Source organism: Paraburkholderia steynii, assembly GCF_900100565.1.
GTDB classification, from domain to species: domain Bacteria; phylum Pseudomonadota; class Gammaproteobacteria; order Burkholderiales; family Burkholderiaceae; genus Paraburkholderia; species Paraburkholderia terrae.
Window position 1 is genome coordinate 68,503 of sequence record NZ_FNDI01000027.1, and the last position, 20,087, is coordinate 88,589.

The window sequence follows — 20,087 nt, forward strand, 5'->3', positions numbered from 1 at the left end:
CCCGTGTTGAGATGCGTTTGAGAGTTGCGTTACGTGGATGCGCCGGCGCCTTGCAATGGTGCCGGCAACGCTCGCGCGCGCCGCAGCATCTGCCATCCGAACAACAACATCCATAGCGGCAGAACCAGCACGACGACCATCTCGCTGGCATTCGAAAACGCGTCGAGATCCGGAAACAAGCCGAACAGGAAGAAGACCCCGAAAGCCCATCCGACGATCTTCAGCAGAATCGATCCCTTCCAGCCCTCCTTCTTGAGCACGTTGGCGGCAATCGGCGTCCAGAAGAGCACGAGCGGGCCCTCAATCCACCAGAGGCCGTTTTGCGTCCCGTTGGCTATCGCAGTCCATACTGCCGCCGCGGCGTTTCTCGTGGCATCGTCGCCGCCCGCGTAGAGATGGGCCAGCGGATGAAGGATCGCAAACTGCACGACAGCGCCGGTCATGCCAACCATGACGTACAACACGACGGCCATCGCCACCATGTTGCCGAGCGCACCCAGCTCTTCGCGAAATACGTGCACAAAGTATCCGCCAATGACGAGGAAGGGCAGATAGAACCCGAACGTGTCTGCAACCATGCACCAGCGAAACACGTCGCGGGTATCGGGCGACAACGCGAGCATCGATGCACCGTGCAGCACCATATCCGCATCCTGGCCCGTTACCACAAATGACAAGCCCACATTTGCGTACGCCAGAACGCCGCCGATGATGGCGCTCCAGGCCGTGAAGCGCATGACCCTATGCGAGGTTTGATTCATCATTGATCTCCAGGAAGGTCAGGTTCGGTAAGGCGTGGGCGAGTTCAGCACGACTCTGCCATTTTTTGCGCGCTCCAGAGCGCAATAGCCGTAATAGATCGCCGGCATGAAGTAGGCCCATGAGCACAAGGCAAGCGTGTAGAAGTTGAAAAAAACGTTTGTTTCTTCGCCCGGTATTTTGTAAGAATCGTAAATGACCGCAATGCCCAGTGACGTTACCAGAGCCACCCCCACGGCCAGCGCACGGAGCATCTCGCCAATTTCCAGAAGTCTTTTGATGAAGTACACGAGATAGATCGACAGCAGAATCCACATCGTCAGATAGAAGTAAGGCAAAACCCCAGCGATGAATTCCGCTCCCACGAGAGCGAACGTAAGCGCAAACGCGACGACGAATACCGCGACGTCTTGGCGAATCGACGGCTTGTAGCCGTGCGTAATCGCCATCAGACCCGCGACGGCGATGATGGGTATGCCGAATCCTCGAGAAAATGCATCGAAGAAGTGCGCTACTTCATAGGAAACGGCATTTCCGGTAGCAAAAAATCCGATGGCGTTCGTTGCCGATGCGCCGACGATCCACATCTCCAGGCCGAGAAGATAATTTCGTTTCCTGACGACCTTCCAGCCGTAGAAAAATGAGCTTAATGCCAGCAAGGTACTGGAAAGCATAAGAACTACAGATCTGAGGTCCATGACTAAACTCCCAACTCCGGTTGCATCTGATTGATCAATTTCTCTTCGGGTCAAGGTTTGCCAGATAGGTGGCAATAGCCTTGCGGTCTTCGGGCGAAAAACCGGTCGCAAGGTTTTTCATGACGCCTGTGGGTTCGCTGCGAGTGCCGGATGCGAACTCGTCGAACTGCGCGAGCAGATAGTCGTATCCCTGCCCCGCCAAACGCGGAAACTGGTCGTGGCCCATCAATTGGGCACCGTGACAGGCGACACAGTTGCTCGCTGCCACCAGACGCTGTCCCTTCTCGCGCAATTGCCCATCCGGCTTGAAGTAGTGATTCGCGACCGGGGTCACACTGGCAAAATATTCAGCCAGCGATTTGATCTGCGGATCGCTCATCGTCATCGCGAGGGGCCTCATGTTCGGATTACGGCGCGCCTCACTCGCGAAATTGTGGAGCTGGGTCTCCAGATAGGGTGCCGGCTGCCCGGCGAGACTCGGATACCCCTGATGGAGTGAATTGCCCTTGACGCCGTGGCAGCCCATGCAGACGTCGGTCACGTGCGGCCAGGGGCCGCCGTCAGCAAGGTAAGCCGTGGTCGATGCCGTGAGATACTGCTGAAGCCGATAAAGACCCAGCAGATCGGAACCGAAAATGGCCAGCAGCAGGGCAATAACCAGAGGAATGCCAATCAATAGTGTTTTCTTCATCGTAACCCTCCTACGCCCGGTGCAGCGCATTGAGCGCCTGAAGCGCGCCCTGATGGCCGGAGCGCACGGCGCCATCCATGTACCCGGCCCAGATATTCGCAGTCTCCGTCCCCGACCAGATCAGCTTGCCGCACGAGGGGCGCAGCGCCTCGCCGTGAGCGCTCCAGAAGCCGGGCGGAATGGCGGAAACGCAGGTCAAGGTCCAGCGATCGACCCGTCCCCAGTCCTGATCGTGATAAGAGATGGGAGACAGCGCTTCATCGCCCCATGCCTGCGCATAGAATTGCTTATGCATGGCCATTGCCGCGTCCCGCTCAGACGGGACCATTGCATTCTCGATGAATGCGTTGATAACCCCGATCTCCCCAGCGGGCGGAGAATTGTCGTAGGCCCAGAGAATGGGACCATTGACCTGGAAGATGCTCCCGTTCATGCCCTTGTCGCGCCAGAACGGACGGCGATAGACCATGGCCGTCTTCCGTGCCGGGGAATTCGCGGGCCAGGCGCGCTGCAGGGCCGCACGCTTTTCCGGCAGTGGCGGATCGAACTGCACCTGATGACACAATGCCGGATGGATGGCCATGATGACGGTCCGTGCCCGCACTTCTTCATGGTCGGTATGCAGGGTGACGACGTCGCCGTCCCATCCGGAAATCTGGCGGACTGGAGAAGACAGGCGGACCTTATCGCCCAGTTGCTGGGCCATCTTGATGCTGAGGATTTGCGAGCCGCCGATGAAGCGGGTTTCCTGGGCGCTGTGCTTGATGCTGTCGAGTTGCGAATAATCGCAATCCGCCGAATTGACCATCGAAAGGAAGTGCAGCAACCCCATCTTCGCCGGCGCCGCGCCGCCCGAAAGCGTGATGCTGCCATTCCATGCGACCTGATCTTCAGGCTTGATATTCTGCTTTTCCAGCCAGTCACCGACCGAGAGCTTGTCCAGTTCAGCGACCTTCGGGGACGTCCACGGTGCGCCACAAGGCACGTCGCGCGAGAGTCTGCTGAGTTTGGCGCCAATCGCCTCGTCAGTGCCGAACGTGCCCTTCAGATCGACTGCCACGCGGCCGTTGCCGCCCAGAATGACCGTACTCCCGTCGTAGTAGGTCGGGAAAGTCCCGACGCCCAGCTCGCGCGCGAGATCCGCAACGGCGGTCTGGCCGGGCCCGATCCATTGCCCGCCGACTTCCGAAACGTACCCGCCGGGGATGTTGTAGTTGAACGTTCGCCCACCCACGCGGTCCCGGGCCTCAAGCACCAGAAAGGACTCGCAGCCCGCGTGGCGCAGGTCGCGCGCGGCGGTCAGTCCGGCCAGCCCCGCTCCTACGATAGCGACGTCGAGAATGCCGTCCGCGCCTGGCGCGGCCTTGGTGACTGCGGCATACGCCCGTTGGGTGCTCATGGCGAGCGTACCCACGGCAGCTGCCGAGGCACCGGCATATTTGAGCCATTGCCTGCGCTGCAGGTTTGCAGCGCCGTCTGGGGAAGATTTTTTTGCCATAGTGCCTCTGTCTACTTGATGAAGGCTCCCGCTCTGAGCGGGTCACCGAAACCGCTGCGCTCAGGCGCCAGTCTCCATATCCGGTCGATACACCGTGCTGTGCAACTTCTTTGAAATCCCTTAAGAATCGTTCGCGCGCCAGGCCCGAGACCCGTGCGATCCGATGTTTCAGCGACCCCGTATTAGTTCATATAGACAAAGATAGGTCAACATACCAATATAGTGATCGAAAAAAATGCAGGGTATTCCCCTGTATCTCAAAAGATGCCGCGACATTCCACTTTCCGACGCCTGGCTGAGCGCCAAAGCGCCACGCCATGTAGGGATTCTGACGATCCGCCCAAGTGAGCAGGATTAGCCCGGCATCCGCCCGGACATCACAGGCGCAACTCCAGGTTATGCGTTCAGATTGACGACGCCAGTTCCGGCACGACAGTAAACAGGTCGCCCACGAGGCCGTAGTCGGCCACGCTGAAGATCGGTGCATCTTCGTCCTTGTTGATCGCGACGATGACCTTCGAGTCCTTCATGCCGGCCAGATGCTGGATCGCGCCCGAGATGCCGACTGCCACATACAGTTGCGGCGCGACGATCTTGCCGGTCTGACCGACCTGGTAGTCGTTCGGCACGTAGCCAGCGTCGACTGCTGCGCGCGAGGCGCCGAGCGCGGCATTGAGCTTGTCGGCGAGCGGCTCCAGCACCTTCGTGTAGTTCTCGCCGCTGCCCAGACCCCGGCCACCCGAGACGATGATCTTCGCGCTCGTGAGTTCCGGACGGTCGAGCTTCGTCACTTCACGGCCGACGAACTGCGTGAGGCCGCTGTCTGCTGCCGCTTCGAGCTTCTCGACCGCTGCGCTGGCGCCTTCGGCTGCTACGGCGTCGAAAGCGGTCGTGCGGACTGTGATGACCTTGACCGGATCGGACGACTGAACCGTTGCGATCACATTGCCGGCGTAGATCGGACGCTCGAACGTATCGGGCGCATCCACGGCGGTAATGTCGCTGATCTGTGCAACGTCGAGCTTCGCGGCAATGCGCGGCGTGACGTTTCTGCCCGCTGCCGTTGCCGCAGCCAGGATGTGCGAATAGTTCTTCGCGATGCTCAGCACCGTCGCTTCAACGTTCTCTGCAAGACCCTGTTCGAGTTGCGGCGCGTCGGCGAGCAGCACCTTCGCAACGCCGGCGATCTTTGCTGCTGCGTCCGCTGCGGCCTGGGCGTTGTGGCCCGCGACCAGCACGTGAACGTCGCCGCCAATTTTCTGTGCTGCAGCGACCGTGTTTAGCGTCGCGGCCTTGATCGAGTGATTGTCGTGTTCAGCAATTACCAGATTCACCGGATTTGTCATTTTCGTCTCGCTCCTTACAGCACCCTGGCTTTCGTCTTCAGCTTCTCGACCAGCGTCTTCACGTCCGGCACCTTCACGCCTGCCGAACGCTTGGGCGGCTCGGCGACCTTCAGCGTCTTCAGACGCGGCGTGACGTCAACGCCCAGGTCTTCCGGCTTCACGGTTTCGAGCGGCTTCTTCTTCGCCTTCATGATGTTCGGCAGCGTGACGTAGCGCGGCTCGTTCAGGCGCAAGTCCGTCGTGACCACGGCAGGCAGCGTCAGCGACAGCGTTTCCGCGCCGCCGTCCACTTCACGCGACACGGTAGCCTTGCCGTCCGCGACCACAACCTTCGAGGCAAACGTCGCTTGCGGCAGGTTCGCCAGCGCGGCGAGCATCTGGCCGGTCTGGTTCGAATCGTCGTCGATGGCCTGCTTGCCGAGGATCACGAGCTGCGGCTGTTCCTTGTCGACCAGCGCCTTCAGGAGCTTCGCGACAGCCAAAGGCTGTAACTCAACTGCGGACTCCACGAGCACCGCGCGATCTGCGCCGATCGCGAGCGCAGTACGCAACGTTTCCTGCGCCTGCGGAACGCCACACGAAACTGCGATCACCTCAGTGACCACGCCTGCCTCCTTCAACCGCACCGATTCCTCCACGGCGATCTCGTCGAACGGATTTATCGACATCTTCACGTTGGCGATATCGACGCCCGCTCCATCGGATTTCACACTGACCTTGACGTTGGCATCCACGACCCGCTTTACAGCGACCAACAATTTCATTGCTGCTCCTCGTTCGATCCATTTGTGCTATTTGCGCTCGTCGGCGGAATGATCGCTTTCGCCTTCCCCACTTGTTCCACGCGGATAAAGTTTCCCGATTGCGCGCGCTCGTTGCCGCACTGGGCGGATAATCAACCCAGCGTGGCGGAAGCATGCCCTCCTCCCCGGCCTGCACGAGTTCGGCCCGGACTTGTGCCCGGGTCTTACCCAGCGCCGGGCTGACTTCCGTGCCCGGGCGCCCGTCTGCACGAGCCGCATCGGTCTGCGCACTCGAATCGTCGGGCACTCCACTTGAAACGGACACGAATTGCGGAGTCGATTGTTCCTGCGGGCGAATGCCGCCGCCGCCCGTGTGAGCAGAAACGGCGATGGACGTCAGCACAACCGCGAGTGCCGAAAGGTTCGATATCGCAGCAGCTTTCATGTCGCACTCCTGATAGACAAATGGATTCGAACCCAGATTAGCGGCACTGCACGCACAGTAGCTGCTATTCGACTGCTTCCTTCGGGTACCATGGAGCCCCAACGCCAGGCCAATATATCGGCGTCGACGGGCTGGTTACTCTTTCGTCCACCCGTTCTGATAGAGCTTCCCTGCCAGCACGCCCAAACGCAACGTGAGGTGATAGTTCTCGCCGTCTTCGATCAGTGCGGAGCGCACATCACGGAACAGCTTCTCGATCGGGAATTCGCGGGTGGTACCGTTGCCGCCGAAGAGCTGGAACGCCTCGTGCGTGATCTTCATCGCTTCTTCAGTTACGCTGACCTTGGCCTGTGCCGTAGCGTATGGATGGCTCTTTGGAGACAGACGTGAGAATGCGAGGCTGCGTCGCGCAATCGCACGCGCCATCTCCAGCCGCCGCAACATATCGCCCACGCGCAGTTGCGTCATCTGGTGATCGATCAACAGCGCCCCGCCTTGCTTGCGCTCGTGGCAATAACCCAGCGCGAGTTCGAACGCAGCGCGGGCTACGCCCACGAACACCTGGCACATGTGTGTGCCCGCGAACGACCAGGTCGATGCCAGATTGCCGAGATAATCGTCCTCTAGCGCAATGGCAAAACGCTTGGGCACCTTCACGTTGTCGAAGTAGATCTCGCCCTGTGGAAGCGAGCGCTGGCCAATCTTGTCGAGCGGCTTGCCGCGCGAGACACCCGGCAGATCGAGCGGAACGATCATCCCGATGCCGTTCGCAAACGAACTTCGTTCCCCGGTGCCATAAAAGCCATCGCCATAGTCCGCCGCCATGTACGCGAGCGCCACCTGCGCGACCGAGCCGTTCGAGATCCACGCCGAACTCTGCCCGTTGATGACGATTTCGTCTGTGCCCACCTTCGCCGTGAGATTACCCACCGGCTGTTTGCCGCCCGCGCTGATCTCATCGCGGTAGAGAATCGCGGCATCGGTGCCGCGGTCGGGCTGCGTATTCATCCAGCAACCAATTTTGCCGGTGCACATGTCGATCAGTTCCTGATTACCGATCGACTGTGCCATCATCAACGGAGCGGGCGCCACGCCGATCGAAACGGCAAGCCCCGCATCACCCCAGCCGAGCTCTTCGCCGATCAGCGATTCGATGCGCACCGCCATGTCTGGCGGAAGTTGCGCAAGCAGTTGCGGATCGAGGCCCAGCTTTGCACTCTCCATCATGGCGCCCCAGTACGGCGAGCCAGGCGCGATCACTTCCTCCGGCGTCATGCGGTCCAGTTCGCGACCGACGGGCTTCAGCACGTCGCGTGCGAAACGGTGAACCGTCTCCTGGATCGCACGTTCCTCCTCCCCCATCGGCGTTTCGAAACCAGTCAAGCCTGCCAGAGGCAACCCCACGGACTTGTGCAGTCGAATCATTTCAGTACTCCTATCTTGGACATATGTCGACCGGACTGCCCAGCAACCCAGCCGCCTCATTAATAGATCACACTACCAAACATAGGTAACAATACAAAACATGAGGTGAAAAAAAAAGACAGGGTATTCCCCCTGTCCTTTTTCTTCGTCGGCACAGTGCCGTGGCTGCTAGGCCGTTTCGGCGTCCACCGTCTTCCCCCATACCAGGTTACGCGCGGTCTCAAGGAACATCGTCTCAAACCCTCGCATGTACGCGCGCTTGCTGCGCGCGGTGCCCAGATGAATGGTCATGCCGTCCACCATCGAAATGAGCAGCACAGCGATATGTGTACTCTCGGCCGCCCCACGCTCCGGATTCGCAGCGCGAATGAGCTTGGTAAGTTCGTTCGTCAAGGTTTCGTACCATTCATCCCGCATCTGCGCGCACTCCGGATCGGTAGACGCAAAAGAAAAGAAATGCCACCACAACGGGATATTCTTCGAGTCTTTCGCGTCCTGCACCGACTGGTCGAGAATGGCTTCGATCGTCGCACGCGGCGAGGCGTTGTTCTGGAGCGCCTGTTTCAGAACATCGAGATACGTGTTGATCACCGGCGCCATCACCGCCCGCACGACGTCAGGCCGCGTCGGGAAGTAGTATTGGAGGTTGCTGACACTGATTCCCGCTTTCAGCGCGACGGCACGCAGCGAGAAGTCCATGGGACCATTCTCGAGCAGGAGCTTCCTCGCCACACGAATAATGGCATTGCGTGTACGTACGCCCTGGGCCCGCAGGCCGTCGGGAGCGGTTCCCGTGGAAGGTGCTGCGCTCGACGTGCGCCGCTTACGGGTGCTTGGCTCTTTTGGCACTGTCATCGCTTTCCGCCTTGAGTGAGGTAGATGCCTCGCCGGGTAGAGGCAATGCGGTCACACGAACCGCTTCCTAGGTAAACATGACTATACCTTACACTAGGCTGAAACTCCATCCGCATGGCCGGGCCTGCTGCAGCGTTCGCACCCGCTCTTCATCACCTACAACCGCAGTAGCCGATCACCGAGCCGCTCGCACAATGCCCCGATTTTGCATGGTCGAGGCACGTTCGCCGGAGCCGTCCCATACCTTGATGCGCGTTACGCTCGCAGCGCTTGCGCGGCGCGCGCCTTGCTGTTCACGCGGTCGTCGAGCGCGTTCACCACGCCTAACGCCGCATTTACGACGCACCATCGCAGCGGTTCGGGCAGCGTAGATGGCGTCTTGTGATCGAGCGCCGAAAGGAGCGGATTTTCGATGCCACGAATCCGCCCGGCAATCATGTTGCCCACCATGGACTGCGCGGCCACGCCATGTCCGGAGCACCCGGCACTGTAGAAGATGTTCCGATGCGCCCCCGTGGCTCCAACAACCGGCAGCGCGTCATTGGCCAGGCTGATATAGCCACTCCAGCATGCCCGCAGCGCGATGCCCTTGAGGGACGGGAAGCGGTCATGCAGGGCCGTGCGCAGCTCGCGATACGACTCATAGTCGGGCACGTTCGGCGTCTTGGAGCCGTATGGGTAATGGATACGCTTCGTCGTCACCACGAGCGTGTTATTGACGGTCAGGCGATGGCTCTCCATGGTCCAGTGTGCCGTCACGATGCCTTCGCGTCGCGGCCAACCCAACGCCTTGCGCTGGGTGTCGGAGAGCGGTTCGGTCTCGATCGCCGAGACACGTAGCGGTACAACCTTGTCCGCGAGCAGGCCGAGCTGCGGCGTATAGGCGTTGGTGGCCAGCATCAGCGCCGGCGCGCTCGCGCTGCCGCGCGGGGTTTGCACCTTGATGACCGGCCCCTCGGTGTAAGACAGCAGCGGCGTGTTCTCGTAGATCTTCACGCCTGCTCGCAACGCCGTGCGCCTGAGCCCCATCACGTATTTGCCGGGGTGGAGCGTGCCGCCGCGCGGCACGTAATTGCCGAATAAAAACGCCGGCGGAATGCCACGCGCACGCATCTCGGCGTGGTCGAGAAACTCCGACTGAAAGCCCAACCCGGCGCCGGTTCGCATGTCCTCGCGCACCTTCTCCTCCTGTGCGGGATCAATGCCCGCACGGATAATGCCAGTCTGGTTGTAGTCGCAGTCGATCTCGTACTCTCTGAGCTTCCCCTCTACGAAGGGAACGGCGTCCTCGTAGTAGCGGACGATCTCCTTCCCTTTCTCGTTACCTACGCTCTTGAGAAAAAGATCGTATTCGAGCGCGAGCGCGCCAGCCAGATAGCCCGCGTTGCGTCCACTTGCACCAAAGCCGGCAAATTCGCGCTCGAGCACGACCACTTTCGCTCCGTGCCTGACCAGTTCCAGTGCAGCCGAAAGCCCCGCAAAGCCGGCGCCGACGATGACCACATCCGCACTCACGTCGTCCGCGAGTTCAGGCTGCATGTCGCCCGGTCTTTCTACCCAACCGCCGAGCGTACGGTACTTCTCCAGGTCAGCAGACATTTTGGCCTCCTCCACAGGGCCGGGCGATTCGACGCGCGAGCATTGCGTAGCCGCCACCGCCGGCACCACCACGGCCGCTGCCGCCGCACCCTTGATGAAGGTGCGGCGGCTCACTCCGGAACGCGAGCCGTCCTGTTGTCCTGCTTGTGCTTCCGTTGTCTCGCTCATGCATGCTCCATCAAGTCTTGCTCAGAATGTGGACGGCAAGCACCGCCTCTTCGATGCCCTGAAAACCGCCGCCGTTTTCCTGAATCGCGTGGTGCGCACCCGGCACCTGGCGCGCGCCCGCTTCTCCACGCAGTTGAGCAACCAGTTCGTAGAGCTGACCGATCCCTGTTGCACCCAGCGGATGCCCCTTCGATTCGAGGCCGCCCGATGTATTGATGGGAATGCGCCCGCCGAGGGTGAACTCGCCGCGCTCGGCAGCGGGACCGCCCTGACCGGGCGGGACCAGTTGCAGGTTTTCGGCCTGGATGATTTCCCCCATCGCCGACGCGTCGTGCACTTCGGCGACATCCATGTCCTCGGGGCCGACGCTCGCCTGGTCGTAGGCCTGCAGCGCCGCAAGGCGGCCGATGTTCTTCTCCGGCTCGTCGACGCGTCGATGTGTGAAGCTGCGCACGACGCTCGCTGCAACCCGGATGCAGCGGCTGCGGTCGGCGCCGATGCGCCGCAAGCCCTCCCCGGTACACAGGATCGCCGCCGCCGCACCGTCTGAAACCGGCGCGCACATGGGCAGCGTGATCGGATAGGTGATCGGCGGCGCCGCAAGGACCTCCTCGATCGTGAACGCCTGGCGAAACTGCGAATATGGGTTATGCACCGAATGCAGATGGTTCTTCGACGACACGGCTGCGATCTGTCGTTGCGTGGTGCCGTATGTCTTCATGTGATACCGGCACAGCGCGGCATAGACCGACATGAAGCGGCTATAGGGCCGATCGGACTCCGATCCGGGCGGTGGCTCGACGCCTTCGCCAAGCTTCATCAGGCTGGCGAAGTTCTCGTCGACGCGTGACACGTCCCAGCCCGCCTCGAACAGGGCGAATGACTTCGCCTTGTCCGGCACGTTCATCTTTTCCGCGCCGAGCGCGAGCGCGACATCGCAGGCGCCCGACCTGAGCGACTGAGCCGCGAGATGCACCGCTGTGCTGCCAGATGCGCAGGCGTTTTCCACGTTGTAGACAGGAATGCCGTCAATCCCGATCTTGCTGAACACGACCTGCCCCGGAATTGACAGCTGGCCCTGCAGCGGCCCGTTGGTGATGCCGGCATAGAAAGCCGCGCCGATCGCCGCGGCGTCGCAACCTGCATCCTTCAACGCTCCGCGCAGTGCTTCGCCCGCGAGATCGTCAATGTTGCGTTCAAAGTGCCTGCCGAACACGGTCATTGCAATGCCGGCAATGTAAATATCGCTCATGGTGTTTTGTTCCTGCGTGGCTGACTCAGATCCGGCGGCTTACGCCTTTCCAGTACTCCTCCCGCAGGTCCTTCTTCAGCACTTTGCCGGCTTGGCTGCGCGGCAACGCGCGGATGAAGTCCACGCTCTTCGGTGCTTTGACCGACCCGAGCTTTTCCTTGCACAACGCCACGAGCTCCTCAGCACTGACGCTCTGACCGGCGTTGAGCTCCACCACTGCCTTCACGGCTTCGCCCCACTTTTCGTCGGGTACGCCGATCACCGCGCAATCCTGCACTGCTGGATGCGCCCAGATGACCTGCTCGACCTCGCTCGGATAGACGTTGAAGCCGCCGCTGATGATCATGTCCTTCTTGCGGTCGGTAATGTGCAGGTACCCTTCAGAGTCGAGATGACCGATATCGCCCGTATGCAGCCATCCATCGACGACGGTCTCCGCTGTCTTGTCGGGCGCGTTGTAGTAGCCCTTCATCACGAGGTCGCCGCGCACGCAGATTTCACCGGTCAAGCCTCGAGGCAGAATCTCCCCGCGATCGTTCATGATTTCAACGCGTACGAGCGGATTGGGGCGGCCAACCGAGGAGAGCCGTTCTTGCGGCGCAAGCTTGCCGTCCACGAAGTGCTCGGCCGGAGTGAGATAGGAGATCGACGCTGGAGCTTCCGTCTGACCGTAGCCGCCCGCCATGACGGGCCCGAACACCTCGATCGCGCGCTTGAGTTTCTCCACCGACATCGGTGCAGCGCCATACAAAAAGCACTTGAGTGACGAAAAATCCTGGGCCGCGATGCCGGGAATATCGAGCAGGCGATAGATGACCGTCGGCGGAAGGAAGAACTCCGTGACCCGATGCTTCGCGATCGCCGCGAGAAGCAGGCCCGGCTCCGGCTTGGGCAGCACGACCACGGTGCCGCCGCGCGCGGTGCATGGCAGCGAGAGCATCCCCGCGGTATGGGTCATGGGCGCCGCGGCAAGATTCACCGGCCGCTCCACACCATACGGAAACGCCATCATGAATTGCGCGAAGTAGGTCTGAAACGCGCGATGCGTGTTCATCACCCCCTTGGGCAAGCCCGTCGTGCCGCCCGTCCCTGACAGTGTCACGATGTCGTCCATGTCGTAATCGACACGCGGCTCGGTCACTGGTTGCGCCGCGCTCCATGTCTCGAGCGACGGCGCCCATGGCAGGTCGGCATCGATACAGATCCAGAGCCTGACCTTCGGGAGGCTCGGACGCAGCGCTTCAATCGCCGGCGCGAACGCCAGATGGAAGAACAGCGCTTCGCAATCGAACGCGTCGAGGAGGTACTGGTTCTCTTGCGGTGCGCTGCGCCCGTTCACCGGGATCCATACCACGCCCGCGCGCCACAGCGCCAGCGTGCAGGTCCAAGCGGTGACGTCGTTATCGGCCCAGACCGCTGCCTTCGCTTCCTTTTCGAAGCCGGCGGCGAGCAGGCCGTTGGCGACGCGACACGACAGCGTGCGCACCTCATCGAACGAATAGCTGCGCTCGTCCTGGATGTAGGCCACGCCGTTGGGGTTGAGGCGCCAACCGCGGTCGAAGAAGTCAATGATTGCCATGTCCCATGTTTCCTTGAATCTGTCCTGAATCTGTACCGAAACTGCGCGCTCGCGGCGCTTACAGCTGCGTGACAGTGGCGCGCGCGAGCCCGCGCTGCTCGAGGAACCCGAGCAGATAGCGATGCCCGAATGCTTTCGAGCCCGAGGCAAAGCCCACCTTCGCGGCCTCGCCGTCGAGCAGCTTGATGGCTGCGGCCGTCTGGATAGCGCCGGTCGCGATGTATGGCGTGATGCCATGCACGGTCGCGCGAACGGCCGAGAGCTGGCCGCGGCCGATCGCGAAGTCAACCGTGCGATGAAGCGACGTGCGTTCGCGTGGCGGCATGGCCGGCGTGGTCGAATCGACGAGCTGCTTGAGCACCACATCCTGCTGCTCGCGCGGCAGGTGCGCGTACTCGGCATCCCACTTCTGTCCGAGCGCATGCACCATCTGCATCGCGTTGTTGTCGTAGAAGCCTACGCAGGAAACGCAGCTGCGCACGCGCGGATCGTGCTCGAAATACACCGGCAGCGACGTACCGCCCCACGGCAACGCGAACACAGGCTGCAGGAAATCGGGGGAGGCAACACTGAACGATGCGTGCCTGTCATGCGGCACCAGCCTCTTTTCCCACAGATAGGACGACTCCTGGCGATAGCCTTCGAAGATGGTCGCAGTGGAGCCCACGCTCACACCAGCGCCGGCGCCGCGCGGGCCGCGCGTGAGCGTGGCCGTCTCCAGCGCGTCTATACCGGGCGTTTCGAGTGCCAGTTCGGCGGCGATTTCGGCGAATGTGTACATGTAGGCATTCGAGGGCGACACCAGCAGCCCGGCCTGCCGGAACTGCTCGCCAAACTGCTCGCGAACCTGGCGGATAAAGTGCTGCTCGCCAGTAGTGTCGAGGTAGTGGCAGCCAGCCTTGAGCGCCGCTTCCACAGCGGTGAGGCCGAAGTTGAAGAACGGCCCGACCGTGTTGCACACGACCTTGGCACCGCGAAAGGCATTCACGAGCGAATCCACGGTGTGCTCGGCTTCGATGACTTCGTAGTTCGCCGATTCGAGGCGCACGACACGCTGCGCCATCATGTCCTGCGTGCGCTTCGCATTACGTGCGACCGCCGTAAAGGGAATGTCCTGGTCGATGAGCCAGTCCATGATCAACATGCCGGTATAACCGCTTGCGCCATAAACGACGACGGGATGCTTTGCCATGCTTGTCTCCTGAAGCTTGATTGGTCGAATGTCGAGTCGGCTAAATGCCTGGATTGTCTTCGGCGGCTGGCGAACCCCGCCGTCGGACGATACTGCGATAATGCATGTCCATTTTATAGAACACAATACAAAACTTAGTTCATGGTACAAAATACGTAAAGCTAAAAAGACAGGGTATTTCCTGTCTCTTCCCGACTCCTGCCGCCCTACGCCAATGCGGCTATTGCACGCCTGCGGGGCTGCCCCCAGGCCTCAGGCCCGCGAGGTAGCTGGCTACCGCGTGGATGTCTTCGCCGGACAATGCGGCCGCCATCCCGTTCATTGCGCCGCTCGGGTCACGACGTTCGCCCGCCTTGAACGCAGCAAGCTGCGTCGCGAGATAAGCTTCGCCCTGGCCTGCCAGACGCGGCACGGCACCCTGGCCCATGAACGAAGCCCCGTGGCAGGCCTGGCAGCTTTTCGCCGCTACGAGCGCCATGCCCTGCTTTGCGAGCGCTGTCTGGACATGCACCGCTTCGCTTTGGGACGGCGTCTGCCGCGCGAAATAAGCAGCCAGCGACTTGATCTGCTCGTCCGTAAGCCCCCTCGCAATCGCCCCCATGTAGGGGTTGGGTCGTTGCCCTCCGGCAAACGCGTTCAACTGGGCAACGAGATAAGCCTCGGGTTGTCCGGACAGCGCCGGATACCAGGCGTTGACGGACTGGCCGTGCGCACCGTGGCAGAAGACACAGGTCTCCTGCGGCTGCGGCCAGGGGCCGCCGTTGACCACTTCCGTCTTGTCGATTTCGCTCATCGATTTTTCGAAATGCATGCCGTCGAGGTATTCGCGCCCGTAGAGCGCTCCTACACCCACGACGCCTGCCAGCACGACGGCTGCGCTTACGATCCATGCCCGTTTCATTCACGCCACCTCGCCGCGTTGAGTGAAACCGGCCAGCGCCTGCAAGGCTGCGCGGTGACCCGAACGCACGGCGCCATCCATCGCGCCGGCCCAGATGTCGGCGGTTTCGGTCCCTGACCAGATCAGGCGGCCCACTTCGGGATGCAGATACTTGCCCCACTTCGACCAGAAGCCCGGTGGCATGGGATTGATGCAATGCAGGGTCCATGGATCGACCCGGCCCCAGTCGTAGTCGTGGAATTGCGTCGGATGCAGCGCGCGGTCGCCGAATGCCTTCGCAAACGTGGCCGAAAGCGTTCTTTCAGCCGTCGTGGGATCGTTGGGCAACATCCCCGGCGCGACGAATGCGGCGATCACGCCGAGCGACGCATCGGGGGGCGAGTTGTCGTACGCCATGAAAACCGGGCCACCGACCTGGAAGATCGTTCCGCAGTAACCGGCGTCGCGCCAGAACGGTTTGTCGTAGACGTGTACCGTCTTGCGCATGGGGGCGTTTGTGGGCCAGTTCTGCTGTAGTTGCGCCCGGCCGCCGGGCAACGGCGGATCGAAAACCACCTGATTGCACAGGGCAGGATTTATCGCAACGATCACGCGGCGCGCCTTGACCACGCCCTGATCGGTATGCAGTTCGACAACCTCGCGATCCCAGCCGGCGATCTTGCGCACCGGCGAGGACAGCCTGACCTTGTCGCCGACTTGTTCGGCCATCTTGATACTCAGACGCTGCGAGCCGCCGACGATGCGCGTTTCCTGCGCGCCGCCCTTGAACGCTTCGAGTTGCGTGTAGTTGCAGCTTGCACTGTTGATCATCGATAGGTAGTGCAGCAGACCCAGTTGCGCTGGCGCACCGCCCGTGGTCAGCTTCGCGGCTAGCGCGAGAAAGTAGCCGTCCTCGTATTTCACGCCCTGCTGCAACAGCCACTCGCCGTAAGAGAGCTTGTCCAGTTCCGCCAGATGCGGCGCTTTCCACGGCGCCCCGGACGGCACGCCGCGCGACAGTTCGGCAAGCCGGTTACCGATCGTGTCGTCACCCCCAGTGCCCCCTTGAAAATCCTGGGTCACCGTAGCGCCCTGCGCCATCACGACGGTCTTGCCCGCGTACCAGCTCGGAAACGTATCGATCTCAAGTTGACGTGCCAGATCGAAGATCGCGGTCTGGCCGGGACCGATCCACTGCCCTCCGGCTTCGGAAACGACGCCGTGTCCGAGGTCATGGTTATACGTACGTCCGCCGACGCGGTCGCGCGCCTCGAGCACGACGAACGAATCGCATCCGGCCAGTTTGAGGTCACGGCCCGCGGTCAATCCGGCAAGACCCGCGCCGATGATTGCGACGTCCAGAATGTCGCCGTTCATAGGCTTCGTTGCGGTCGTTGCGGCGGTCTGTGCCAGCGACACACCGCCGGTCGCAAGTGACGCCGCGCTGATCGCCGTGATGCGTAGAAGCTGGCGCCGGGTCTGTGTATCCGGCTTACGCTTCCGATCCATCTTTGATGCCCAATTCAGTTTCATTGCTTCTCCTTTTAATTCCCCGATCTTAAGGAGAACGATATAACAAGGTAGCGACTGGCGTTTCTCAACGGACCGTCAGCACCCCGTCCTGCGAAAACAACACGGGTTTGCCGGCGCCATCGATCAATGCGGCGGTGAGCGTAGCGCGATCGTCGCGCTGATGAACCTCGAACGACGCGCTCCCCTCGTGTTGCCGGAACACAAGGCCATCGAGTCCGACACCCAAGAATCCGCTTCGCGTCGCCACGATATCGGTGATTGAACTCTTCGTGCCCGAGTTCAGCGCCGCCCACGTCGACCCGCCATCGCGGCTTTCGAACAGACTGCCGAGCAAGCCACCAACGACGAGCCGCCCGTCAGGTAGCGCCACACCCGTCCACAGCGTGCCCTTGCCACCCGTCGGAAGGTAGGTCCAATTCGCGCCGCCGTCGCTCGATTTGAGCACCGTCCCCTGTTCAGCGGAGATATAAAGCCCGCCCTTGCGGTCGGCAAAGACGTGGTACAGATTGCGGTCCGCTTTCCCGCCTCCCGGCGGCTTCGGCAAGGTCGTTCGGGCCCACGTCCTGCCGCCGTCATGGGTCGTGAGCATCAGTGACCACAGACCCACCGCTATCCCGTCCTGCTCATTGGTGAAGAGCACGGAAAACAGCGGCTGGTCGACCGAAATGTCGATGCGCTGCTTCTCCCAGGTTTCGCCGCCGTTTCGGGTCGCGAGGATCACGCCCCATTGCCCGACGGCCCAGCCGTGTTCGGCATCGATGAAGGTGACGGCCGAGAGGGTCGCCGACACCGGCACCTGACGCGCCTGCCGCCAGCTGTGTCCGTCATCGTCCGAAAGAAGAATCACGCCGTGCTCGCCCACGGCGACCATGCGACTGCCGGCGCGCGTGGCGTCCATCAGCATCATGTGTGACGGAGCGGTCCAGGAATGAGCCGGCATCGCGGCCCACGTTGCGACCGTTCCCGGCGGTTGTGCGAACGCGGTGATGGACGCGCAGAGCGCGGTACAGGCAACAAGCGTCTTGATCATGGCTGGGCCTCAGTTATTGGGTACTCGCGGGCATCAGTGGCTGAACAGACCGGCCGCGCGTGCCGGCTTGCGACGCGGGAACCAGCGCTCCAGTACCGATGCCAGTGCGGGAAGCGCGGTCATCGCCATCAGCAGATTCACGAGGAACATGAACGCCAGCAGCTTGCCCATGTCCGCCTGGAACTTCAGCGCCGAGAAACTCCACGTTGCCACGCCAATGGCCAGCGTGATCGCCGTGAAGATCGTTGCGACGCCCACTTCCAGCATCGCGTGCTGAACGGCCTTCACAATGTCCTGGCAGTGAGCCAGATGCACCTGCAGCCGGTTGTAGATGTAGAACGCGTAATCCACGCCAATACCGACGGCCAGCACCATGACGGGCAGAGTGGCGACCGTCAGGCCGATCTTCAGTTCCTTCATGAACCAATAACCGATAAAGGTGGCAACCGTCAGCGGCAGACAGCAGGCCAGCATTGCGCGCCAGTCGCGGTAGGCCAGGAACACGAGGATCAGGATGGCCGCGTAGACGTAAAGCATCATGGGCAACTCACTGCGCGCCACCTCTTCGTTGGTCGCGGCAAGCACGCCCGCATTGCCCGCCGCGAGACGCACGTTGATACCAGGAAAGACGTGGGATACGCGGTACTGCTTCACGTCATTGAGAATCCGGCTGATCGTCGTGGCCTTGTGATCGGTCAGAAACAGGTGCACTGCCGTCATCCCACAGTTGCCTTTCATGAATCCCTTTACCCGGCCGGCGTCGACCGAGACCGCGCCGTAGTTTTCAGGGTCGATCGGCACGACATTCATCCTCGGGTAGTCTTCGTTGTAACCCTGGTTGTAGCGGCGCAGCATCGCCGAATACGACTGCACCGACACGACGCCCGGCTCGCTGCGCATCGCGCTCGTCAGGTCGTCTTCATACAGTCCGGCGGCCGGGTTGTCGCAGGCCTTGCCGTCCGACTCGATTGCGACCGTGAGCCAGTCGAGACCGATGTCATAGCTGTTGGCGATCGAGGTAGCATCGCGGTTGAAGCGCGCGTCCGCACGCAGTTCGGGCGCGCCCGGCTGGAGCGTGCCGATCACGCGGTCGCGGCTTTGCCATGCAGCGAGTGCGAACACTGCCAGTGTCAACGCCACGGTTACACCCGCATACCTCGGCTGGGCGATCCGCGCCAGCCCGCGCAGCCACGATGAGCGCCGTTCGCTGCGCTTAAGCGCATTGTCGGCATAGGCCTTCGTGAAGTTGAAGCACGAAGCCGCGACGGGCAGCAGCACGAGGTTCGTCACAATCTTGTAGCCGACACCGAGCGATGCCGTGATCGCCAGCTCACGCACCATCGGAATCGGTATTAGCAGTAGCGTGATGAACGAAACGAACGCGGTGACGAGCGCCAGCACACCGGGAATCAGGAGACCGCTGAAGCTGTGACGGGCCGCATCGAACGAGCTGTTGCCGTGCGCAATCTCGCGCACGATGAAGTTGACCTGCTGCACGCCATGCGAGACGCCGATCGCAAACACCAGGAACGGGACCAGCACGGCCAGCGGATCGAGACCGAAGCCCAGCAGCCTGAGCGTGCCGAACTGCCAGACGAGCGACGTCAGCGAGCACGAAATCAGCAGCACCGTGAAGCGGACCGAATGGCAATACCAGTAGACGGCGAGCGCAGTGAGCAGGAGCGCGATACCGCAGAAGCCGAGCACTGCCGTCGCGCCATCGGCGATATCGCCGATCTGCTTGGCGAAGCCGATGCTCTGGATTTCATAGCCCGCATCCTCGAACGGCTTGCGGATCTGTGCTTCGAGCTGATGGTTGAATGCCACGTAGTCGAGCACCTTGCCGTTGCGATCCCGCTCGTTGATCTCGGCCGTGATCATCGCGCTGTCCTCGTTGTGCGAGACAAGCGTGCCGACGTAGCCACCCAACGTGGTCGCGCGGCGGATCGCCGCGACGACGTCGGGCGTGAGCTGGGCAGGCGTGATCCTGCCGGAGATGATCGGCTCGGCGCGGAAGCCTTCGTCGGTGATTTCGTTCACGTAGGCGTTCGGCGTCCAGAGCGACTGCACGCCGATGCGGTCCACGTTCGGCAGATACGTGACGGCCTGGGTTACCTGGTACAGGCGCGTAAGCCCCTCCTTCGTCCAGATCGAACCCTTGCGGGCCCGCACGACGAAGGTGATCCGGTTCGCACCGAGCAGGTCGGAGCGGTACTTCTGGAAGGTCTGGATGTATTCGTGGCCGATCGGCATCTGTTTCTCGAAACCAGCGTCCATGCGCAGCTGCACCGCGAACACGGCCATGACGGCAGTAAACACACCGATCGTCACGAGCACGGCGATCCGGTGGCCGAAGCACACCCTTTCCAGACTATTAACCAGGCGATTTAACAC

Annotated in this window: 17 protein-coding genes; all 17 read right to left on the minus strand. The window is 61.7% G+C overall.

What is annotated here, in order from left to right:
- Positions 1–29 precede the first annotated feature (29 nt).
- Positions 30–764, minus strand: coding sequence for a hypothetical protein (locus BLT65_RS35535; RefSeq protein ID WP_042305814.1), 735 nt, complete (start codon positions 762–764; stop codon positions 30–32).
- Between the two features lie 15 nt (positions 765–779).
- Positions 780–1,457 carry a hypothetical protein gene (locus BLT65_RS35540; protein ID WP_091787060.1) on the minus strand — a complete coding sequence of 226 codons (678 nt, stop codon included), beginning with the start codon at positions 1,455–1,457 and terminating at the stop codon, positions 780–782.
- Between the two features lie 34 nt (positions 1,458–1,491).
- Positions 1,492–2,148 carry a c-type cytochrome gene (locus BLT65_RS35545; protein ID WP_091787063.1) on the minus strand — a complete coding sequence of 219 codons (657 nt, stop codon included), beginning with the start codon at positions 2,146–2,148 and terminating at the stop codon, positions 1,492–1,494.
- Positions 2,149–2,158: 10 nt separating this feature from the next.
- Entirely contained in the window at positions 2,159–3,646 is a 1,488-nt protein-coding gene (locus BLT65_RS35550) for a flavin monoamine oxidase family protein (RefSeq protein WP_091787066.1), read from the minus strand.
- Positions 3,647–4,050: 404 nt separating this feature from the next.
- Positions 4,051–4,992, minus strand: a complete 942-nt coding sequence (locus BLT65_RS35555; protein WP_091787069.1) for an electron transfer flavoprotein subunit alpha/FixB family protein — start codon at positions 4,990–4,992, stop codon at positions 4,051–4,053.
- Positions 4,993–5,006: 14 nt separating this feature from the next.
- Positions 5,007–5,702: an electron transfer flavoprotein subunit beta/FixA family protein gene (locus BLT65_RS35560; RefSeq protein ID WP_244186891.1), complete on the minus strand. Its 696-nt coding sequence runs from the start codon at positions 5,700–5,702 to the stop codon at positions 5,007–5,009.
- Positions 5,587–6,180, minus strand: coding sequence for a DUF4148 domain-containing protein (locus BLT65_RS48125; RefSeq protein ID WP_244186870.1), 594 nt, complete (start codon positions 6,178–6,180; stop codon positions 5,587–5,589). Before BLT65_RS48125 ends, BLT65_RS35560 begins: the two co-directional genes overlap by 116 nt.
- A gap of 135 nt (positions 6,181–6,315) precedes the next feature.
- Complete coding sequence (locus tag BLT65_RS35570; protein WP_042305819.1) at positions 6,316–7,605, minus strand: acyl-CoA dehydrogenase family protein; 1,290 nt, start codon at positions 7,603–7,605, stop codon at positions 6,316–6,318.
- Between the two features lie 168 nt (positions 7,606–7,773).
- Positions 7,774–8,460 carry a TetR/AcrR family transcriptional regulator gene (locus BLT65_RS35575; protein WP_042305820.1) on the minus strand — a complete coding sequence of 229 codons (687 nt, stop codon included), beginning with the start codon at positions 8,458–8,460 and terminating at the stop codon, positions 7,774–7,776.
- 255 nt (positions 8,461–8,715) lie between these two features.
- Positions 8,716–10,227, minus strand: coding sequence for an NAD(P)/FAD-dependent oxidoreductase (locus BLT65_RS35580; RefSeq protein WP_425273187.1), 1,512 nt, complete (start codon positions 10,225–10,227; stop codon positions 8,716–8,718).
- A 10-nt stretch (positions 10,228–10,237) separates the two neighbouring features.
- Positions 10,238–11,479, minus strand: coding sequence for a thiolase family protein (locus tag BLT65_RS35585; RefSeq protein ID WP_091787075.1), 1,242 nt, complete (start codon positions 11,477–11,479; stop codon positions 10,238–10,240).
- A 25-nt stretch (positions 11,480–11,504) separates the two neighbouring features.
- Positions 11,505–13,058: an AMP-binding protein gene (locus tag BLT65_RS35590; protein ID WP_091787078.1), complete on the minus strand. Its 1,554-nt coding sequence runs from the start codon at positions 13,056–13,058 to the stop codon at positions 11,505–11,507.
- A gap of 58 nt (positions 13,059–13,116) precedes the next feature.
- The gene (locus tag BLT65_RS35595) at positions 13,117–14,250 is read right to left on the minus strand and encodes a saccharopine dehydrogenase family protein (protein WP_042305823.1); all 1,134 of its coding nucleotides are present in this window, start codon (positions 14,248–14,250) and stop codon (positions 13,117–13,119) included.
- Positions 14,251–14,470: 220 nt separating this feature from the next.
- The gene (locus tag BLT65_RS35600) at positions 14,471–15,151 is read right to left on the minus strand and encodes a c-type cytochrome (protein WP_091787081.1); all 681 of its coding nucleotides are present in this window, start codon (positions 15,149–15,151) and stop codon (positions 14,471–14,473) included.
- A complete protein-coding gene (locus BLT65_RS35605) occupies positions 15,152–16,639 on the minus strand; it encodes a flavin monoamine oxidase family protein (RefSeq protein ID WP_091787235.1) in 1,488 nt (495 codons plus the stop codon).
- Positions 16,640–16,727: 88 nt separating this feature from the next.
- Positions 16,728–17,693, minus strand: a complete 966-nt coding sequence (locus BLT65_RS35610) for a WD40/YVTN/BNR-like repeat-containing protein (protein ID WP_091787084.1) — start codon at positions 17,691–17,693, stop codon at positions 16,728–16,730.
- Positions 17,694–17,726: 33 nt separating this feature from the next.
- On the minus strand, positions 17,727–20,087 hold the full coding sequence (locus tag BLT65_RS35615; protein WP_091787087.1) for an efflux RND transporter permease subunit: 2,361 nt from the start codon (positions 20,085–20,087) through the stop codon (positions 17,727–17,729).

Excerpts from the sequence above, each read along its gene's own strand:
- BLT65_RS35535 (WP_042305814.1), bottom strand. The coding sequence starts at position 764 with ATGATGAATCAAACCTCGCATAGGGTCATGCGCTTCACGGCCTGGAGC.
- BLT65_RS35540 (WP_091787060.1), bottom strand. The coding sequence starts at position 1,457 with ATGGACCTCAGATCTGTAGTTCTTATGCTTTCCAGTACCTTGCTGGCA.
- BLT65_RS35545 (WP_091787063.1), bottom strand. The coding sequence starts at position 2,148 with ATGAAGAAAACACTATTGATTGGCATTCCTCTGGTTATTGCCCTGCTG.
- BLT65_RS35550 (WP_091787066.1), bottom strand. The coding sequence starts at position 3,646 with ATGGCAAAAAAATCTTCCCCAGACGGCGCTGCAAACCTGCAGCGCAGG.
- BLT65_RS35555 (WP_091787069.1), bottom strand. The coding sequence starts at position 4,992 with ATGACAAATCCGGTGAATCTGGTAATTGCTGAACACGACAATCACTCG.
- BLT65_RS48125 (WP_244186870.1), bottom strand. The coding sequence starts at position 6,180 with ATGAAAGCTGCTGCGATATCGAACCTTTCGGCACTCGCGGTTGTGCTG.
- BLT65_RS35570 (WP_042305819.1), bottom strand. The coding sequence starts at position 7,605 with ATGATTCGACTGCACAAGTCCGTGGGGTTGCCTCTGGCAGGCTTGACT.
- BLT65_RS35575 (WP_042305820.1), bottom strand. The coding sequence starts at position 8,460 with ATGACAGTGCCAAAAGAGCCAAGCACCCGTAAGCGGCGCACGTCGAGC.
- BLT65_RS35580 (WP_425273187.1), bottom strand. The coding sequence starts at position 10,227 with ATGAGCGAGACAACGGAAGCACAAGCAGGACAACAGGACGGCTCGCGT.
- BLT65_RS35585 (WP_091787075.1), bottom strand. The coding sequence starts at position 11,479 with ATGAGCGATATTTACATTGCCGGCATTGCAATGACCGTGTTCGGCAGG.
- BLT65_RS35590 (WP_091787078.1), bottom strand. The coding sequence starts at position 13,058 with ATGGCAATCATTGACTTCTTCGACCGCGGTTGGCGCCTCAACCCCAAC.
- BLT65_RS35595 (WP_042305823.1), bottom strand. The coding sequence starts at position 14,250 with ATGGCAAAGCATCCCGTCGTCGTTTATGGCGCAAGCGGTTATACCGGC.
- BLT65_RS35600 (WP_091787081.1), bottom strand. The coding sequence starts at position 15,151 with ATGAAACGGGCATGGATCGTAAGCGCAGCCGTCGTGCTGGCAGGCGTC.
- BLT65_RS35605 (WP_091787235.1), bottom strand. The coding sequence starts at position 16,639 with ATGGATCGGAAGCGTAAGCCGGATACACAGACCCGGCGCCAGCTTCTA.
- BLT65_RS35610 (WP_091787084.1), bottom strand. The coding sequence starts at position 17,693 with ATGATCAAGACGCTTGTTGCCTGTACCGCGCTCTGCGCGTCCATCACC.